This is a genomic window from Moritella yayanosii, assembly GCF_900465055.1.
GTDB classification, from domain to species: Bacteria; Pseudomonadota; Gammaproteobacteria; order Enterobacterales; family Moritellaceae; genus Moritella; species Moritella yayanosii.
This window is the reverse complement of record NZ_LS483250.1, coordinates 224,552-243,126: the sequence shown is the minus strand read 5'-3', so window position 1 is coordinate 243,126 and position 18,575 is coordinate 224,552. Positions and strand designations below refer to the sequence as shown.

Below are 18,575 nucleotides of genomic sequence, written 5' to 3'. Positions count from 1 at the left end.
ACATAACCACAACCCAAGCAATTCGCCATTAAATTAGGTGGCATGCAGATAATCAGGCCACATTTAGGACATCAATCATATTAAGCAATAACGACATTAAACGCAGACGGGCTTGCACTGTCTTTTTGAACTCTCACTTCAGATACATTTACAGCATTAAATATAACCGTAATACCCTCCCTGATATCACGCACGCTACTTTGTAATTCTTGGGCATTGAAATAATAGTCTCCATCCTTCGATTTAATGAAGCCAAATCTTTTCTTAGGATCCCATTTACGTACTTTACCGCTGAATGTAGGCAAGTCCCCAGCCGTACTTTTAGATTTTAATGCAATAAAACAGCGGTCACTGGTTTCTTGCACAATATCAAAGAGCGAATTTTTACTTTTAATCAGTTTCTTTAAGCTCTGAAAGCCCTCAGTTCGCGGATCAAAAGAAGAATCAATTTGCTTAATCATACTGCCCATATCACCAAGATAAACAGGATCATCTCGTTCTACACAGCGATCATAGGCATTCAATAATATCGTCTCTAAATCATCATGATTATTTTGAGTGACTTCAAATAAGTTATTGATGAATACAAAGTTGTGACATGCTTTTCTAAAGCGCTCAGGGGTGTTTTTCTTACCGATGGCCATGACGTGTATGCCATATTCTCTAATACGCTGTGCGACACTATAAAAGCCGCCATCGCTCGACACGATACAAACAGCATTAACACGTGAGTTATTATTGGTGACTTCAATGGCATCCATCATCAACGCATGATCCGCAGCATCTTTACCATAGTGAAACTGCTGCTTAGGGCTTGATGCCGTTTCGTGTAAAATATCTTTCCATGCTTTTTGATGTGGGTCGGTCCAATCTGCGTACACCCATTTAATCGCGACAGTACCGTGTTTTTCAACTTCCTCTAACATCGCTAAGTAATCGTTGTGTGAAGCGTTTTCAGCATCAACCAGTACCGCAAACGTTAATTCTGTTTTCATTTTGACTATCCTTGTTCAAATTCTTGCAGTTCATTGCATATTGTTTTGACTATGTCAGCAATCGTCGCGTTAGCATCAACACGAAGCCAACGTCCAGTAATACTTGCATACAGGCATAATTGTGCACATTGCTCTGCAGTCATCAGCTTGCTTTCCTGCATAGGCGTTGCGCCTAAAGGCTTACCATCTGTGCCAATGGCGCGTTTATGTGTTTCTGTTACCACAAAATCAGGACAGATCACCGTTATATCAATGCCATCATCTTTTAATTCAATGCGTAATGAATCAAAGAAACCAATAACAGCATGTTTCGATGCCGCATAACCGGTAGATAAGGAACGCCTGTCAATCCGGCTAGCGAGGCAACGGTTGCAATACTGCCTTTACTCGCTTTTAGTGCCGGCAGGGCAGCATGGGTCAGATAAACAGCGCCAAGGTAGTTCACTTGCATCATACGTTCGTAAATGGCTAAGTCCTGCATTTCATCGAACCGCCCCCACATGGTGATCCCAGCATTATTCACCAAAATATCGAGACCACCAACCTGTTCCAAGGTTGCCGCGACCAATCCCTTCAGATGCGCCAGTGACTATAATGACTTTTCCGTGAATGCCGTCCATGGGTTCTCGCTCTCCTTGATGTTTGATATCACTACTCTACGGTATATGCCGAGCGAATAAAATCAAATCAGCTCCACTGTCGAGTTTAAAAAGAGATATAATTTAATCAAATTGCGGGTTTACTTCCAATCACGTAAACTAAGAACAATGCATAAGCTTGCAACCAAATCGAGAAAAAAATGAGTTACGCAAATTCAAAATATGTTGTTTTATATCAGAAGAATTGGTCCGAAGCCTTAAGAACCGCGAAGCGATTACATTCATCACTACAGCGTTTATCTAACGACTTCCCTATTTCATCGGAAAAATTAGCGAGTGCCGATGAAGATCTACAAGATAAAATCGATGCTTTTAGAGTTCGATTTGCTGATTTACAGGATTGTATCGGACACAAATTATTTCGTAATCTATTGAAGTTAGAAGATGAAACACCGATTAGTATGGTTGATGTCTTAAATATGATGGAGAAGCGTTCTGTTCTATCTTCCCCTCAACAGTGGAAGTTATTAAGAGAAGTCAGAAATGCATTCTCACATGACTATCCTGAATCAGAACATGAACGCTCTGAAGTACTTAATTTAGCTTGGCAGCACGCAGACCAGTTACTGCTTATTCTGTCTAACCTTAAACGATACTTACAAACAATTGATATTGAATTAGAGGGAGATATTGATGCGCTTATCTAGTCAAGAACGAGATATTATCGTTACAAATGTTCATCAATACATTGCCTCCGACGCTAAAGTTTGGCTGTTTGGTTCACGTTGTGACGACTCTAAATCTGGTGGTGATATCGATCTTTATATTGAAAGTGATCCTATCAATAAGCCGTTAGAATCTCGTATTTACCTCAAAATAGCGTTACAAGATGCACTCGGTTATCAAAAAATAGATCTGGTTTACCATGATCGTGAAAGGGAAATGCAGCCAATTCATGAAATAGCAAAAGCTGAAGGTATCCTTCTTTAAGCATACAAGGTAACCAGCAGCCTCATACGTGAGGCTGCTGGTTACAATAATTTAAACACTTAACAATCACTATCTATTCATGTCATGTTCCCAGTCAGGGTAGCACCGCAGTATAATGCTCACCGCCCTCAAATAAAACAAAACTGTCTTACCGACTATGCTTAAAACAACCACTCACAACACGATACACAATAATTTGAAAGCAGCCGTTACAACAACGTTCAACGATATCTTCACTCCGCTGCAACAGCACTATGGGCACCTGGCCTGGTGGCCCGCAGACACTGAATATGAAATGATGGTGGGCGCGATATTGACCCAGAATACCAACTGGAAAAACGTAGAAAAGGCACTGGCGATTTTAACCGGGAAGTTAACACCGCAACAAATACTGGCGATGCCTGTCGATACGCTAGCCCGTCGCATCGAGGGGGCAACCTTACGTAATGAACTGCTCGCCGTTAATGGGATCGGCCCGGAAACGGCAGACAGTATTTTAGTTTATGCGCTGGATAAACCTTTTTTCATTATCGACAATTATACCCGTCGCATCCTGCACCGCATCGGCTTCGAACTGCCAACGGGTTATGACCAACTCCGATTGCTGCTAGAGCAGAACATCCCACGCAACATCACCACCTATCAACAATATCATGCTTTGCTAGTTGAACACGCCAAACGCTACTGCACTAAAATACCTCAGTGTCAGCATTGCCCGCTGAGTAAGTGTTGCCAGAAAAGGATTAAATGACTCTGACTATTCACACGTAGTTTCTGTATCGTAACCAAGATAGTAATATCCGCGCCATAACGCTTGTGGTTGTCCTGCATTTGTCAGCTTAAAAACTAGGCCTTCTGTTGTACTGCAATAATCAAAACCATACAGCTTTACATCCATATCGATTACCCCTATAGCAAGATCGATATCAGTATCTGTATTAATGGCATAAAATGAATAACCGTTAGTTAAATTAACAGTTGCGCGATCCTCTAGTAATGCTAAACAATCCTTACCCGCTTCGGCTGGTCTAGCGATACGAGCGGTAATCACGTTCTCTGAATTGTCCAGCGGCACCAACGTTAACTTCGTGTTATTAACAATATAATCATTTTTAATCGCCAAACAACTGCCATGTAACCAACCGACATTATGTTCAAAATCAGCCATGACTTCCGTAGGCTGAATGTGAGTGGGTTCAGCACACGCTGTTAATAACATAGCGCTAGCGAGCAATCCGAAATATGACTGTTTTTTCATGTTACCTTCCATTAAAAGACCAGTGAGGTGCATCAGTTTTTAATTTTTTGACACCAAAAGATTCACCGACTTTATGCAATGCAATATTGGTATTCGCATTTGTAGAAAAAGTTAATGCTTCTTCATTGCCATCTTTATTTTTGACATTAATTGTTCCCGTCCATGTGATTGTCATATCAATTGCTTTGCCAGCAATATGATTACTGGTTAATGACGGTGGATTGATACTTCGAGGCGGTACAGCGAGTCCGAACCCTCTAACCATCTCCAGCGCTCCAGCTTTGCTCTTGATTAGCTCACCATGATCCCAAGTAATATCGACACCACTCATTTTCGCTGCATCTGAAGGCTTGCACTTACCTTGAGATATTTTCCAAGACCAATGAAATAAGTAAGCTCTTTTATTACTTCTTTTCGTGGTTGATACAACAACTTGCGCACCCGCATCAGTTAACGCTTTTATAAATACTTTAACATTTGCTTTAAATAGCACATCTAAATCATCCACTTTAAGACTATTTTTCGCATGTGTATTAGCCCATGACACCCAATATTTACCGCTATTAGTTGGCATTATATATCCTTATATACAACGTGATTATTTTGATTTTCAAGCAAAAAACTAAATTAGTTACGACTTGTAATTAATCCATTATATAAAAAAAACAAATAAACTAAGCACGGTAAAAGTATGGTTTAAAATGCAGGGGGGAATACAGTTCCTAATTTCGCATCAGTATTACAAAGATCCTAATGTGTGCCTATTTCGTTTATAAAATAAAACTTATAAAATATATATTTATTGTAAATAGGACATCAATAATATTAAGCAATAACGACATTAAACGCAGACGGGCTTGCACTGTCTTTTTGAACTCTCACTTCAGATACATTTACAGCATTAAATATAACCGTAATACCCTCCCTGATATCACGCACGCTACTTTGTAATTCTTGGGCATTGAAATAATAGTCTCCATCCTTCGATTTAATGAAACCAAATTTTTTCTTACGTTCCCATTTACGAACTTTACCAGTCAGCGTATGTGAGCCATCTGTCGCGCTTTTAAATTTCAATGCAATAAAACAACGATCATTGCTTTCTTGCACAATATCAAATAGTGAACTTCGACTTTTAATCAATTTTTTTAAACTCTGAAAGCCCTCAGTTCGCGGGTCAAACGAAGAATTAATTTGCTTGATCATTCTCCCCATATCACCGAGATAAACAGGAGTATTTTGCTCTACACATCGATGATAAGCATTTAATAATAAAGTATCCAAATCATCATTATTATTTTGAGTGACTTCGAATAAGTTATCGGTAAATACAAAGTTGTGACATGCTTTTCTAAAGCGCTCAGGAGTATTTTTCTTACCTATAGCCATGACATGTATGCCGTATTCTCTAATACGCTGTGCGACACTATAAAAGCCGCCATCACTCGACACGATACAAACAGCATTAACACGCGAATTATTATTAGTGACTTCAATGGCATCCATCATCAACGCATGATCCGCAGCATCCTTACCATAGTGGAACTGCTGTTTAGGACTTGATGCCGTTTCGTGTAAAATATCTTTCCATGCTTTTTGATGTGGGTCGGTCCAATCTGCGTACACCCATTTAATCGCGACAGTACCGTGTTTTTCAACTTCCTCTAACATCGCTAAGTAATCGTTGTGTGAAGCGTTTTCAGCATCAACCAGTACCGCAAACGTTAATTCTGTTTTCATTTTGACTATCCTTGTTCAAATTCTTGCAGTTCATTGCATATTGTTTTGACTATGTCAGCAATCGTCGCGTTAGCATCAACACGAAGCCAACGTCCAGTAATACTTGCATTGCTATACTGTACATATAGATTGTTTAGTTCAGTATCTACGGTTTCAGTCAGAGTAAGATTATCTTCCACAGTATTTACTGTACGGCCAGCTAAACGTTTCTGCCGTTGATCTAGGGGTAATTCAAGGTATAACGTAATATCAGGTGCCAATAAAGTTTTTTCCACATCCAATAGTTCGAAATGACTGTTATCACTTTTCCAGTGATGGTAAACCTGCGTTGAGAGCCAATAACGGTCAACAATAACATTCTTTCCTTTACTAATGAGTTCACGTACTTGCTCGGATATGCTAACGACAGTCGACATATAAAATAGCTGTCTTGCCTGATGGTTGTCCTGGTAAATAACCTCTAACTGATCACGTATGCCTTTAAACTTATCGCCAGGTGTTGTTAACACCACGGCATTAATCGCTGTAGCTAATGCTTTGGTGATGGTTGATTTACCCACGCCATCTAGGCCTTCTATTACGATAAACATTATGCAGCGTCCTCTGATATAGCTAAATTTTGGGCATATTGATGCATCACTTGCCATTCACCACGGCTGAAACTGTCGCAAGCTACTACATGTGGAATACCACTGTCATCAATAAAATCTTCGGTTATATTAAACTTGTTCTTATCTTCAAATAACTGAGTACCTTCGAGTAACATCAACGGAAAGGCTTTAATAATAGCGACATTTCTTTGCTGTAAATATTCAATGCTGTATTGAAAGCTGTCGACCGTCTGCCCCGGTAATCCGTAGATCAGGCTGACTTCAAAAGGCTGCTGCCATTGCTGTATTAAGGCAATGCTCTTATCTACTTTATTCATGTTATTTGCTCTTTCAATAATTCTGGATTCACTTATCACCGCAGTCTGTAGACCAAACTCCAGGTGTACATTCAGTTGTGCACAAAGCTGAAGAAATTCTTCATTGATCCGCTCGAAACGCACCTGCAATGACAACAATGCGGTTAGACCGATTTTAATCGCGTATTTAAGGATCTCTTCATGGTTTGGCTCATTATTAAAAATCGGATCAAGTACATTGATTTTCTTGACGTCTTTTCGTTTAAACAGATCTAACTCTTGCTTTATTTTATCCATACCAAGTAGATGTACCTTTTTATTTTTAAGGTCTCGATGGGCACAAAAATTACACTTAAAAACACATCCACGACGGGTTTCCCAGTGGATCATATCTTGTCCTTGCTCTAGCATTAAGCTGCCATCTAAATAAGGGGATGCCAATTTTTCAAAGTTAACGGGGACATCAACAATTCGACTCAAAATCGAATGTTCATCTAGAATAGCTTCCGGTAATGATGCTTCAGCATAGCCGGAAATATAGAAGTCACCGCTGGGATAAAGCTCACGACAACTTTTACTGTTAATTTGGTAACCACCAAGTATCACCTTGCCTTTAAACCCATACTCTTTACATAATTTAATAATGGGCTCAATAAGTGATGAACTCCAAACATAACAAGCCAATGCCAGGCGGTCTAAGTGAGCAAGAGGTATAGTTTGACGGATCTCATCGACAATCTTTGCTACTGATAATCGTTCTTTAGCAACCGTCGACATGGGTATGGCTAAATGCTCAATAGTAAACTGTTGCCCATACAGTTCGTGACTACGGCAGGCTGATAATAAGCTGCCGGCCGCAAATCCGGTTCCGCTTTTCCCGCGTTGGGTGAAGTCGAAGGTGACTAATAAAGCCTGTTTAATTTTTTTCATATTCTGAATTCCATCGTAATAAAGTAAGTGCTCATATTTGCTATGAGCACTTTTCCTATTTATTGTTAATTAACACTACTTTTTGTTTTTCTGCTGTATTTGCTTACCACGGTTACCTTGGGCTTGGTCGTATTGGCGGTTGGTACCAGAAGAGCCCTTGTTTGCATTTGGTTGATTCGCAGCATTGTCTTGAGGTTTGATTTTTTTAGTCATTTTGTATTTCCTTATTGTTTGTTAAATTAAAAGTGCGCAGTCCTTATGACTAGCGCCTTCGACGATTTAATAAGGTGGTAAAGCTTTGACGGGAATAAAGACCCAATGACGTCCAGTGGTTATCTTCCAAACCAATAAGCACGCGGTAGCTATGGCTAATGCGGATACGATACAGTTTAGGCAAGCAGCGGATCTTTTTTGCTCCTAACGCTAGGGGATGAATACCTTCAGCTAACTTTGTTGCAATTCCCGCACTTTTGATCTGCAGAAAATCAGGCAATAACTTTATTTTGTTAGCTTTTCGAACAACTGATTTGCTCTCTGTTTGATAACGCTGTGCAAAACGCTGCCAATTCGTGTCAGTTTGTGTGAGTGCAGTTTTAACGCTGCTTTCAAGAAGGCAATCGCTGTATTGATAATCACCATCTACCATTTCATTTTTGTAGAAACGCCCTTTGGGGTCGAGCATTAAATATGAGTTGACCATAGTCTGGTTGTCTTCTACTGACATTAGCTGTTGCTGTTTGTTGTGGCGGGTAACGAAAGCATCAAACTCGGTTTTACTGATAGTTAAATTATCATTAAGCACAGGAAGTACTCTCAATACTTTCCATTTATATGGTGCTATCTGGGTAATAAGTTGGTTAAAATCTTCATTTTGATTTACCGAATTAACGACTGTATTAATTTTAATTTTAATCGCAGGGTTAACGGCACGTAGCCGCGCAACTTTGCTGAGCAGCTCTCCATTGGTCAGCGAATATCCTTTACGATCAACACGGCCTATTTGAATACGGCCCAAGCTGAACAGACTGTCGAAACTGATCCCAATCATCGAAAACAAGTTGGCATAGTTATCGATAAATTCATTGGTGAGGTAGTGCCCGTTGGTGATCAAGGACAAATTAAAACCCAACTCAGCCGCTTTATTCGCTATTTCAGCAAAGCGCTGTTTTAAGATAAGCGGTTCGCCACCTGCAAAATTAAGCCTAACGTTACGGTAAGGCATTTGTTGCTGGACTAGGTTATCCCTATTTTTGATAAAGTAATCTGCTAGCTGCTGTAATAATTGCTCAGCCTGATCGTTTTGACTGTGCAACTCATTAGGCTTATTCCATTTGGCATAACAGAACTTGCAAGCATAATTGCAGGCTTCAGTGATATGGTAGTTGATGACGAGTTCATTTAACGGGGTAAATGATGTCGTAAATGTGTTCATAAATAACTCCTGTTTAGTTAACAGGAGTTATGATGATTTTGTTCCGGGAACAAAAAAGTGTTATTTCATTATTTTATTTATAATTTAGTAATGACTGTAAATAATCCGATGCTTCTTCTGCCTCAATTTGCTGTGCAACAATCCTTTCTTTCAATGAGGTGACCATAGGTAAAGGTAACAGTGCTTTTTTTTCTAATAACTCAAGCTGTTGTTTAGCACTGTCTAGATCTTTAGCTACATAACTTTTTTCTGCAGCCTGATAATCATTAACATAATCCTGCCAGGGAATCTTTACCTTAAAAAAAGTAAGCATTGGCGCTAAGTTATGTTTATCATTTTTAGAATAACCAAAAGGCGACGGTAACTTGTCAGTAAACAGATCAAAATATTCCGAACCCAATTTTAGTTCTATCTCAGCAACATTTTCGTTATGTATACCGAGACAAAAGAAGAGTAGTTTTTGTTCTTCCTTCTGCTCTAACAAACTAGATAGACTCTTCTTTTTTTTAATTTGAACTGCATGTTTAAATATATTTTTAGTGGCCCCAACCCCAACGATAACAATCAAACATAAAGCATTATAAATCGCATTACTTTTACCTAATAAAACCGGATAGTGACTGTTATGGTCTGTTTTTATTTCAGTAATAACTTTGCCTCTGAATGCTTTAACATCATCATCAGCATTATCTCTTTCTTTAGTAAATACGGTATTTAACGCACTGTTTAATGTAGCAGGTAACGCATTATCACCCAGCCCCAAAAATATACTTGCATAACCATTTATTGAGTTTAGTTCTGTTTTGTTATCCATTAATATCGAGTCTTTATGCATAATACATCTCGGATATTATTACGCGAAGTTAGCGAAGAGCCTGTAGTGATTAATCTACTCACCGCCGTGATACCTTTCTCACATTGATAAATGTGATTATAACGCTTCGAACTATAGCTATTATAGCGTTCTGCTCGATACGTTTCATCATGATATCGGTCATAAACATAATTAATAACCCCCAGACACAACCCTATTTGCAACGCTTCTTTTTTACTTAAACTTAGCGAACCAAAAACATTATTATTATGTTCAACAACTTCACTACAAGCTTGTGGTAGTTCTCGCATATTACTGTGTTTGACCAACTCAATACCAACGCACTCCCCAAGTTTAATCACTTTAGTAGTATTAAAAAACATCAGATCCATTTCACTGACCTGAGTCGCGTTATTTTCACATCGTGCTGATACGCGTTCTCGCGCCATGCTGTTAAACGATAGGATAAGGGTTAATATTAATAACAGTGCTCTCACTCTGCCAACTCCTTACCGCAAAAACGAAATGATCTTAAGCAAATAATAACAATGAAAAAAGAAAGTATTGCATCGAATAAATCCGCTGCAGCGCCCTCAACTAAAAATTCCAAATCGAAAGATTCATAACTTTGCTCTTGCATCCCTATCATCGCGAAAAATAATAAAGCAAGAGCTAGTAACAAACGGAAGTTATTTAACCACATTAGATTAAATGAATTTGCAAGTATGGCTAAACGATAGCTTTTTTGAGGGTGTACTTTGAGTTGCTTACCAAGATTTTTAATCGCCATGAAGATGATTGCAATTATAGAGATGACTTGAATGGCATCAATCCAAGTAAGAGTAGATACTTCTCCAATACCAACTAAGCTTTCTTTACTTTCTTGGTAACCCACATAATATAGTCCAACCATACTACTCAATGACATTAACATGGTTATTAACTGTAGGAACGATTGATACCACCGCGGTTCGATATGCCTGAACTCATACACACCTTTAGGATCGCATAGTCGAGTTTTCTTGCGATGTCGATTAAGAAACTCACTCTCCCGAGGGAGTTGTTCCAGTTTTTTAGTAACGGGGGGATTTTTCTGCTCTGATGTAATTTCTGGTTCTACTTGGTTTTTACTTGCAGAGGTTGTCGTTTGTGTTTCTGAACTATATTCATCTTCACTGACAAATTGTGAGGTTTCCATTACCGTTCCGATGTAAATAATAAGTATTTGAATAATATCATATTAAAACAACGCTTTATATTTAACTGTTATTTTTATACCCATTAAGATATATCGCACACTTTAATCAAGTAATTGTTACTAACCCCACTCCCTTAACTGCTGCATTTCTCTTAATCGCCCACGCTGTAACTCCAGTGCTTCAAAAAGATCATCAATAGACGTGTTGTTGGTAGTCAGTCCCGGTAAAGCAATATTAGCTTCGGCAAAGAAGCGAGTCGACTGCGTATTATCATCTGTCCAGGCTTGTTGCCACCAGTCTGTAATACGTAATTTGGCGTCTTTCAGCTTTTTGGCTGTGGGGAGACTATCACTTTTCTGACCATTTACTTTGCTATCACTCGGCAGTAAATTCCACAGATCGTTATTCGGCCAGCGTGCAAATGGCATGCAGTGATCAATCGCATAATCTTGTTTCAAAACCTTACCTGACCAGACGCATTGTTGCTCTTGTTGTTGTCGTAACAAATCAAAACGGGCTCGGCTTTCAACGGTTGAACGCTTGGCTTCTAACCAATCCAATGAACTTGCTATTGCCCGTTGCTGTTCAGGACTTTGATTACCCTGATAGCTTTTCATCGTTTTCATCCATTCACTGACTAGCACAGGTTCAATCCAACAAGCAAAACGATTGAATGCTTGCCATACTGTTTCTGGCAACGAAAATTCACCCCATTGCGATAATGACTCCATATCTAGAAACAAACTGTCTTTAGCGCGCACAGTTTTACTTTCGACTTCAAATACGCTGACGTCAGTATTAGGCAAGGTTATATATTTACACGGCATGTTTTTGATATTGCTCACTGCCGCTGTTAATGTGCGGTGTAATGCTTTTGCATCATCGCCGACAAAGAGATGGCCAATACGGTAGTCGGTTGCAGAACGATGCGTTAATTGATGCCAACCATCATCTTTCATAAAACCCATATTCGGCTTTTTATTTGGGGTCTGGTATAAACCGTGATCGTCGATAAGCACTTTATATTGATGACACCAGTATAAAGCCACCAGCCCAACCGGTAATATGACTCGGTTTCCCTGCGGAGTATGTTCTCGGCGAATAACCGCACCAGGATGACCATCTGCTATACGTAACAATACGCGCATTAATGCCAGTTTGTGCGTTGCCGCTTTACCGTCGTTCAATGCAACATGACGAATGAAAGGAAATGCCCCCGAGCCATCATCAGGAAGCTGTAATACCACGGTTTGCCAATGAACAGTATCACGGCCAAGTTTGTCGCTATCACGCTCTGTTTTAAGTACGACTGACAAACCGACAGACTTAGCTAATAATTCTAGCTCTTCGGTACTGACATCATGCATTTTACGTTCGTCACCACTGGGGCCATGACGAAGCGAGATCACTAATTTAGCACCGGGCTTGAGTAGATTGGCTAGTTTTCGAATTGCACGCGGTCGCTCGCTTTTTGGGATATGCATCCACACTGCACTAAGCAGGATAAGGTCAAAACTGATTTCTTGACGACTAACCACATCCAGTGCAGGTAATGAATCTTCAACCCATTTAACATTCAACCCCTGCGTTTGTTGCTGGCCTATTTCGGCTAATAATTTAGCCGGTTCTACAGCAACAATACTAATGTCGTTTACTTGTCCTTGCTCAGCGAGATATCGACTATCACGCCCTGCCCCAGCACCTAAATCGAGAATACGCGCGTTGGGTTTGTTTAAAATTGACGGTAAGAATTCAGACCACGCGGCATGCACTTCTTCGAAGGTTTTTGATAGGTATTGCTCGGCAAGTTGTTGAGCATGATCGTCATAAAAATTGGTGTGCATAGCTAATCTTAACCTCAGATTTGAATGCATGGAGACTGAGGTAGATTAGCATAATCAGTATTCTAAATATATATAGGTAGATCAGTACGTTTGATTAGTCGTTAATCACTTTAACACGCCCAACATCACCACTTTCCAGCCGAACTTTAATACCGTGTGGATGATTAGGTGAATTCGTTAATATGTCTTTCACGATCCCTTCAGTCAAGTTGCCACTGCGTTGATCTTGTTTCAGTACGATTGATACTGCTAAGCCTTTTTTGATATCAGATCTGTTCGTTCCGCTCATGTTTGTTTTCCTATTAAAATCAGTGTTGAATGATACTGGCAGTGAGTTTGCCTTATGGGCCAAGTATGGTCAATATCCAGCAAGTTTTAATCATAGGGTTTCGATACTAGTTACAGCTGAAAAGACTGGTTTTATCATGATATTTTAACCCTGCTCTTCCATATTAACTCTCATCTAAGCTAAACTAATCCCAGCTAATCAAAGGACTTGATTAAACAAGACAAAAAAGGAATTAAAATGAGTACGATATTATTGTGCAACAAGCCAATTAAAGCCGATGCGCTGGCTAGTCAGTGTGGCATCGACAGCAGCATGATCTTTGGCGCACAATGCCGCCAACCATCAATGCTTACTGCTTATACCCCTTACCTTATTGGAACGGATCCATCTAATGCCGCAAAAAGCATGGTTAACCAGCTGACCAATACCGCAAATAATCGAGAACTCACTAATATTGCGCTTTCCTTCGGGGGTGACAATACCCTTGCTATCGCAGACATATCAGCAAAACTACAGGCATTAGGTGTCGGTACTATGGGGGCATCCACCAGCTTTTACGGTAATAGAGTTGGCGGTTTCGCCGATGCAGTTAAAAGCTACCAGGCAGCCTTAATGGAATATCGCCACGTTATCGAGAACAAGGTAACCAATTCTACAATTAAAACCGCAGCCAAACAGAAAGCGATGGCAGCGTTCCAAAAGATGCAGCAAGGCTTTCATCGTGAATTAAAAGCTGTAACAGGTGCGAATAAATCCGCACGCGGCACACCGCTAACCAGTGGCACTCGCGGGACTAACATAGCCAGAAGCAGTCGTAACGTGGCTAAATTAAATATCACCTCACAAATTCAAACCAGTAATTTAGTGAAGTTTAGTCAACATGCTAAGTTCCTAGGTGGTGGCCTTGCTGTAATCGACTTTACTAGCCGTGTCGGTAATATTCACCATAGTTACAAAGCAGGACAAAATTGGGAACGCAAGATGTTCATTGAGTCGAGTAGTTTTTTAGCTGCAACATTTGCAGGTACTGTAGCCGTTGAAGTAGGAAGTGCTGCATTAGCCTTTATCATGGTAGGCACCCCTGTTGGCTGGGTTGGGTTAATTGTTGGCGGCTTAACCGTTGTAGGTGTAGCAGCTGGAACAGCCATGCTAACGAATAGCTTATTCAAAGAAAATAGCGGCGATTTGTACGATGAAATATTAAATTGGATGAATTCATAATGAGCTTATTTTCTACATTACTCGGTATTACTGCTGCATTTGCTTTTGTAGCCTGTATTCTGTATGTCATTTTTGGCCAAGTCACCGTTCGAAAATTAAGAAACAATCCTGAAACCAGAGATAAACTAGGATTTGAATTTGTTAGTGGTTGGGACATCATTAAGGTCGCACAAGCGCTGTCACTGCCGCGTTTTATGACTGATAAATTCAAACAAAGTCCATTATCTGGTTTGTTTGCTGATGCTGATGCATTGCACAAACACACCAACCTTTTTGACCGAATTTTAGCCTTGCTATTTTATTGGTTATTGATGATATCAGGGCTAACCATGATCCTGTTAGTCATACTTGATAGCACCGGATTGTTTAGTTATATAGAATCGCTAACGTAGCTTAAATAGTGCACTTGAGTGCTGGTTGGTTCGATAACTTAGTCAGATGTATACGAAGACTTTCATTAACTGGATCAGCTCTTTATGAAAACAATCACATTACTTGTTGGGATCATGATATTACTGGTTCTTGTATCAATGTTTATGTATCTCATTTTTAGTCAGGTAACGATGCGTAAAATAAATGAAAAAACCAGCATCAGTTTCGAAAATATCAACGCAATTTACCCTGTTCAATATGCAGCACCGTCGCGTCTGGCATCAGGCTTGCAAACAAGGGATCGTGCGTTGCAATAAGCAGTGTCACCCCCTGCTTACTTAACCATTGTAGTAGCTCGATAATAAGAATCGAATTAGCGCGATCAAGATTAGCCGTCGGCTCGTCGGCCAACAACAAGGTTGGCGAGTTCACTAACGACCGCACAATGGCGCAACGCTGCTTTTCACCACCGGATAAATCTTTACCGAACGCATTTTTTTTATGGCTAAGTGACACCAGCTCTAAATACCGATTGATCCGTTGCTCCGCGCCAGTGGTATCTTTAACCGGAACCAATGCCGTACGAATATTTTCCAACACCGTCAACTCATCAAATAAATTAAACTGTTGAAAAATAAAACCTATGGTCTGCTGTCTTAACCTGGAAGCATGATAATCCGGCATCTTGGAAATGGCGGCTTGATTGATCAATACCAGTCCCGAGCAAGGGCGGGTTAATCCGCCGATAATGGCCAGCAGGGTACTTTTTCCGCTGCCGCTGGCACCGGACAGAATACAGGTTTCACCCGCCTTAATGGTTAAACTGATATTATCCAGGATCGGCGCTGAATTTTGGTTATTAGCGGGAGCAAACATGACGTGTTCTAACTGGATCATTTAATCGCCTCACTCGGGGAACTGACCGCGACCTTCCATGCCGGATATAAGGTACTGGCAATAAACGGGATAATGGTAACCAAACAAAGTAAGGCGATATTTGCTATCTCAATGTGCGGCAATAACACAAAATTATTACTTAAATTGTCACCGCCGATAAAAATAGCCAAACAAAGATTACCGGGCACCAAAAATACATACAGATACGCCAGCAACAAACCAAGACTGAATGCCGAAACCGAAATAATCAATGCGGTCAGTAAGCGCCACACAATAATATCGGATATTGACCAGCCTATCGCCCTTAAAATACCGATCTGTTTTTTTTCGGCGCCGCCCTGTGAGCAGGCTTGAATATAAAAAACCATCATAAAACCAAGAAACGCCATCAGGTACAAGCTCAAAAACAGTCTGCCCTGGTATTCAAAAAGATCGAGACCATCAGAGATAATGCGGTTTTTGGTCCGTCCTTCCAAACCTAACAAGGCCAATTTTTCAATGATATTGTCTATTTCGTAAGGGTTGGGCACAATGAGGGTGACATCGGTATATTGATTTTCAGCATAACCCAGTAAGGATTGTGCCAACCCCACATCGACGATCACCGTGTCATTGAGAAACAGCTCAAGACCGGGTTTGAAGGTACGATAGAGTGCAACCTTGGTAAATACCCCGGCCTTATTTTCAAACACAAATTTATCCTGGTAATACTGACGCTCAAATAAAGCCTTTACCTGTTCGTCCACCAACGGGGTAATATTAGCGAGCAGAGCAGCATCAACAAAATCAATGCCGTTAATACTAATTTTATTGCCGCCTAAATAGGCATCGTAAAAACCATAAACACGTCTGGTGACTTTTTTTATCCCCGAGATTAATTCAATTTGTTCTACTTGTGACTCATTGATGACACTATGTCTACCTGCTTGTTCAACACTGACAATAATATCATCTTGATTCTTAATACCCTGCAAAAACGTATATTGCAAAGAACTGGCAGTAAAGATCACCGATGCAATAATAAACACAAACAGTAAATAATAAGCAAAAACTAAAGTGTTTTTACTCGGATTACGTTTCAACATTAAGTATGCAAATGAAAGGAACTTCATTCTACCTCGACAATTGTGTTAGACCTGTGGTTTTGGCGCTTATACTTTTGGTTCTTAGACTGTTGACTCTTATAAACAAAGGTTAATTTATTCGCGGGTTGCTGATGTAAACTGGGCTCTGCATAGCGAATAAAGCCATACTGGGTCGAGAACGCAATATGCGCCGACAGATTCGCCGGCAACTGCAATAGCGGCGCATCTGTACGCCGCATAACAACACCACTTATCCCTATACTCATAAATAGCAAAACAAAAACACCCCATTGCCGCGATGGTCAACAGAAAACGTGTAAGCATCTTGTTTATTTTCAAAGGCGATATATTCAGCCCCATCGGTCCGTTTACATTCGACCCCACCACATAAAAAGCGTGCGTGGCATCAATGCTCTCTTGGGTAAAGTAATCGAGCACGACCACGTGTGTATAGTCACTGGGTTTATAATCATAGCCGTATTTATTCGGGGCTAAATAGAATTTGATCATGTCTTTGACACCATCAAAATAATGCACTTTTTCACCCACTTGCAGCCAGATCGCCCAATGCGGATATTTATAGACAAACATGCCGCAAACCGGACATTTTTCATTTTTCGGTAATGCCCGATGCAGGTTGTGAGTTGACCCATTTTGGTGCGTTTATTCACAATCATCTTATTATCAACATTAAACTCATCATCTGCCGATGCCAATGCCTGCTCGAACCCGGCCAGAGCGGCGGCCGCAACCGGACTAAACATCAGCGGGGTAAATAACACCCACAAGGTTAATAATACTTTATTCATCGAACGCCATTCCTCACTTCGATTTTGGATTAATTACGAATACTTGTTGATTGTGCTACGGATAAATTGCCGTAACGCACGATGACTCATCATGCCCTGAAAGGCATCTCTGACTATGCCCTCTTTATCTATCACAAATGCAGTCGGAGTCCCTATCACCCGGTAACGTTCCTGCGTGATCCCCAGCTGATCCTGCAGCACCGGGAAAGTCAGTTTTGTTTGTTTAACAAGCTCAGCTAAACTATCTAAATCCGTATCTATATTAATCGCAATAATGATTAATGTGTCTGGATTTTCTATTGCCAGAGCCTCTAGAACAGGCATCGCATCCATACAGGCACCGCAGCTACTCGACCAGAACACCAGATATTTTACTGTGTTGGCATAATCACCCCATGCCACCGATTCTCCGTCCAAGGCCACCGCTGCCAGAGAAGGAGCCGGCTGGTCCATCGTCACCACCTCTTCCACACAACCGGATAACAGCACCATGCCAGCAAGTAACATAGCTTGAATAAGGTTACGCACAGATCTGTTCCTCCTTGATGATCCGGCCATGCTGAAGGGTAATGATCCGGTCAGTCTGCCGTCCAAGATCCGGATTATGCGTCACCATAATAATGGTGCGCCCGGCGCGATTTAAATCCTTGAGTAGCGCTAAGACTAATCGCTCATTTTCTTCATCGAGATTACCGGTGGGTTCATCCGCAAAAATAATGGGCGGTTCATTCACCAACGCGCGAGCAATACACACCCGCTGCTGCTCACCACCCGACAACTGCTTGGGTAAATGCGTGACGCGATGTGACATTCCGACACGGTCAAGCACCTCGCGTGCGGCTACTTCATCAACCACACTGTGATAATGCTGAGCCAGCATAATGTTTTCAAGCACGTTTAAGTACGGGATCAAATGAAATTGCTGGAAGATTAGCCCGACCTTGTTGGCTCTAAATTGGCGCTGACTGTCTTCGTCCAGGCTGCCCGCATCCACCCCATCGAGGATCACCTGCCCTTCGGTCGGCACATCCAGACAGGTTAAAATATTCAGTAAGGTGGTTTTTCCCGAGCCGGATGCCCCCATAAATGCAACAAATTCGCCTCGTTTTATTTGAATATTCAAATTATCTAATGCGGTAATATTACCAAATCTCTTGCTCATTGAGCGCGTTTCAATAACAAATTGATTCATCT

At 40.7% G+C, this 18,575-nt stretch carries 24 protein-coding genes and 1 pseudogene; 5 read left to right on the top strand and 20 right to left on the bottom strand.

Annotated features, from left to right (window positions below):
- Positions 1 to 80: 80 nt before the first annotated feature.
- Positions 81 to 995, bottom strand: coding sequence for an NYN domain-containing protein (locus MORIYA_RS01135; RefSeq protein ID WP_112711958.1), 915 nt, complete (start codon positions 993 to 995; stop codon positions 81 to 83).
- 5 nt (positions 996 to 1,000) lie between these two features.
- A pseudogene (locus tag MORIYA_RS01130) lies at positions 1,001 to 1,569 on the bottom strand (SDR family oxidoreductase); the annotation flags it as partial.
- A 225-nt stretch (positions 1,570 to 1,794) separates the two neighbouring features.
- Here MORIYA_RS01130 and MORIYA_RS01125 point away from each other — a divergent pair.
- The 3 genes from MORIYA_RS01125 (at position 1,795) to MORIYA_RS01115 (ending at position 3,335) form a co-directional block, all read left to right on the top strand.
- Complete coding sequence (locus MORIYA_RS01125; RefSeq protein WP_112711956.1) at positions 1,795 to 2,301, top strand: hypothetical protein; 507 nt, start codon at positions 1,795 to 1,797, stop codon at positions 2,299 to 2,301.
- Positions 2,288 to 2,584 carry a nucleotidyltransferase domain-containing protein gene (locus MORIYA_RS01120; protein ID WP_006030562.1) on the top strand — a complete coding sequence of 99 codons (297 nt, stop codon included), beginning with the start codon at positions 2,288 to 2,290 and terminating at the stop codon, positions 2,582 to 2,584. Before MORIYA_RS01125 ends, MORIYA_RS01120 begins: the two co-directional genes overlap by 14 nt.
- A gap of 313 nt (positions 2,585 to 2,897) precedes the next feature.
- On the top strand, positions 2,898 to 3,335 hold the full coding sequence (locus MORIYA_RS01115; protein ID WP_232011454.1) for an endonuclease III domain-containing protein: 438 nt from the start codon (positions 2,898 to 2,900) through the stop codon (positions 3,333 to 3,335).
- A gap of 6 nt (positions 3,336 to 3,341) precedes the next feature.
- Here MORIYA_RS01115 and MORIYA_RS01110 read toward each other — a convergent pair whose 3' ends face one another.
- From MORIYA_RS01110 to MORIYA_RS01060, 12 genes are all read right to left on the bottom strand, one after another.
- Positions 3,342 to 3,842 (bottom strand): hypothetical protein, encoded by a 501-nt coding sequence (locus MORIYA_RS01110; protein WP_112711952.1) that lies wholly within the window; start codon positions 3,840 to 3,842, stop codon positions 3,342 to 3,344.
- A gap of 1 nt (position 3,843) precedes the next feature.
- Positions 3,844 to 4,416 (bottom strand): hypothetical protein, encoded by a 573-nt coding sequence (locus tag MORIYA_RS01105; protein ID WP_112711950.1) that lies wholly within the window; start codon positions 4,414 to 4,416, stop codon positions 3,844 to 3,846.
- Between the two features lie 251 nt (positions 4,417 to 4,667).
- Positions 4,668 to 5,582, bottom strand: a complete 915-nt coding sequence (locus MORIYA_RS01100; protein WP_112711948.1) for an NYN domain-containing protein — start codon at positions 5,580 to 5,582, stop codon at positions 4,668 to 4,670.
- A 5-nt stretch (positions 5,583 to 5,587) separates the two neighbouring features.
- On the bottom strand, positions 5,588 to 6,172 hold the full coding sequence (locus MORIYA_RS01095; protein ID WP_112711946.1) for a dTMP kinase: 585 nt from the start codon (positions 6,170 to 6,172) through the stop codon (positions 5,588 to 5,590).
- Positions 6,172 to 7,419 (bottom strand): B12-binding domain-containing radical SAM protein, encoded by a 1,248-nt coding sequence (locus MORIYA_RS01090; RefSeq protein ID WP_112711944.1) that lies wholly within the window; start codon positions 7,417 to 7,419, stop codon positions 6,172 to 6,174. The genes MORIYA_RS01095 and MORIYA_RS01090 overlap by 1 nt, the downstream gene beginning before the upstream one ends.
- A 75-nt stretch (positions 7,420 to 7,494) precedes the next feature.
- Positions 7,495 to 7,632 (bottom strand): hypothetical protein, encoded by a 138-nt coding sequence (locus tag MORIYA_RS20880; RefSeq protein ID WP_170860723.1) that lies wholly within the window; start codon positions 7,630 to 7,632, stop codon positions 7,495 to 7,497.
- 49 nt (positions 7,633 to 7,681) lie between these two features.
- The gene (locus tag MORIYA_RS01085) at positions 7,682 to 8,851 is read right to left on the bottom strand and encodes a viperin family antiviral radical SAM protein (protein ID WP_112711942.1); all 1,170 of its coding nucleotides are present in this window, start codon (positions 8,849 to 8,851) and stop codon (positions 7,682 to 7,684) included.
- A 73-nt stretch (positions 8,852 to 8,924) separates the two neighbouring features.
- Entirely contained in the window at positions 8,925 to 9,665 is a 741-nt protein-coding gene (locus MORIYA_RS01080; protein ID WP_112711940.1) for a hypothetical protein, read from the bottom strand.
- Positions 9,665 to 10,162, bottom strand: a complete 498-nt coding sequence (locus MORIYA_RS01075) for a hypothetical protein (protein ID WP_112711938.1) — start codon at positions 10,160 to 10,162, stop codon at positions 9,665 to 9,667. Before MORIYA_RS01075 ends, MORIYA_RS01080 begins: the two co-directional genes overlap by 1 nt.
- Positions 10,159 to 10,863 carry a hypothetical protein gene (locus MORIYA_RS01070; protein ID WP_112711936.1) on the bottom strand — a complete coding sequence of 235 codons (705 nt, stop codon included), beginning with the start codon at positions 10,861 to 10,863 and terminating at the stop codon, positions 10,159 to 10,161. The genes MORIYA_RS01075 and MORIYA_RS01070 overlap by 4 nt, the downstream gene beginning before the upstream one ends.
- A 120-nt stretch (positions 10,864 to 10,983) precedes the next feature.
- Positions 10,984 to 12,708: a methyltransferase domain-containing protein gene (locus tag MORIYA_RS01065; protein WP_112711934.1), complete on the bottom strand. Its 1,725-nt coding sequence runs from the start codon at positions 12,706 to 12,708 to the stop codon at positions 10,984 to 10,986.
- A 94-nt stretch (positions 12,709 to 12,802) separates the two neighbouring features.
- The gene (locus MORIYA_RS01060) at positions 12,803 to 12,997 is read right to left on the bottom strand and encodes a YwbE family protein (protein ID WP_112711932.1); all 195 of its coding nucleotides are present in this window, start codon (positions 12,995 to 12,997) and stop codon (positions 12,803 to 12,805) included.
- Between the two features lie 237 nt (positions 12,998 to 13,234).
- Here MORIYA_RS01060 and MORIYA_RS01055 point away from each other — a divergent pair, with 237 nt between their 5' ends.
- Together MORIYA_RS01055 and MORIYA_RS01050 are read left to right on the top strand one after the other, a co-directional pair.
- Positions 13,235 to 14,218 carry a hypothetical protein gene (locus MORIYA_RS01055; protein WP_112711930.1) on the top strand — a complete coding sequence of 328 codons (984 nt, stop codon included), beginning with the start codon at positions 13,235 to 13,237 and terminating at the stop codon, positions 14,216 to 14,218.
- Entirely contained in the window at positions 14,218 to 14,610 is a 393-nt protein-coding gene (locus MORIYA_RS01050) for a hypothetical protein (RefSeq protein ID WP_112711928.1), read from the top strand. The genes MORIYA_RS01055 and MORIYA_RS01050 overlap by 1 nt, the downstream gene beginning before the upstream one ends.
- 214 nt (positions 14,611 to 14,824) lie before the next feature.
- On the opposite strand, the gene MORIYA_RS01045 is transcribed toward MORIYA_RS01050, so the two are convergent.
- The 6 genes from MORIYA_RS01045 to MORIYA_RS01025 form a co-directional block, all read right to left on the bottom strand.
- Positions 14,825 to 15,487 carry an ABC transporter ATP-binding protein gene (locus MORIYA_RS01045; protein WP_112711926.1) on the bottom strand — a complete coding sequence of 221 codons (663 nt, stop codon included), beginning with the start codon at positions 15,485 to 15,487 and terminating at the stop codon, positions 14,825 to 14,827.
- Positions 15,484 to 16,572 carry an ABC transporter permease gene (locus MORIYA_RS01040; RefSeq protein WP_162629211.1) on the bottom strand — a complete coding sequence of 363 codons (1,089 nt, stop codon included), beginning with the start codon at positions 16,570 to 16,572 and terminating at the stop codon, positions 15,484 to 15,486. The genes MORIYA_RS01045 and MORIYA_RS01040 overlap by 4 nt, the downstream gene beginning before the upstream one ends.
- A 114-nt stretch (positions 16,573 to 16,686) precedes the next feature.
- Positions 16,687 to 17,163 (bottom strand): nitrous oxide reductase accessory protein NosL, encoded by a 477-nt coding sequence (locus MORIYA_RS01035; RefSeq protein WP_112711922.1) that lies wholly within the window; start codon positions 17,161 to 17,163, stop codon positions 16,687 to 16,689.
- Positions 17,079 to 17,381, bottom strand: coding sequence for a hypothetical protein (locus tag MORIYA_RS20690; RefSeq protein ID WP_162629210.1), 303 nt, complete (start codon positions 17,379 to 17,381; stop codon positions 17,079 to 17,081). Before MORIYA_RS20690 ends, MORIYA_RS01035 begins: the two co-directional genes overlap by 85 nt.
- A gap of 33 nt (positions 17,382 to 17,414) precedes the next feature.
- On the bottom strand, positions 17,415 to 17,909 hold the full coding sequence (locus MORIYA_RS01030) for a TlpA family protein disulfide reductase (protein ID WP_162629209.1): 495 nt from the start codon (positions 17,907 to 17,909) through the stop codon (positions 17,415 to 17,417).
- On the bottom strand, positions 17,902 to 18,543 hold the full coding sequence (locus tag MORIYA_RS01025) for an ABC transporter ATP-binding protein (protein ID WP_232011453.1): 642 nt from the start codon (positions 18,541 to 18,543) through the stop codon (positions 17,902 to 17,904). The genes MORIYA_RS01030 and MORIYA_RS01025 overlap by 8 nt, the downstream gene beginning before the upstream one ends.
- Positions 18,544 to 18,575: the final 32 nt, after the last annotated feature.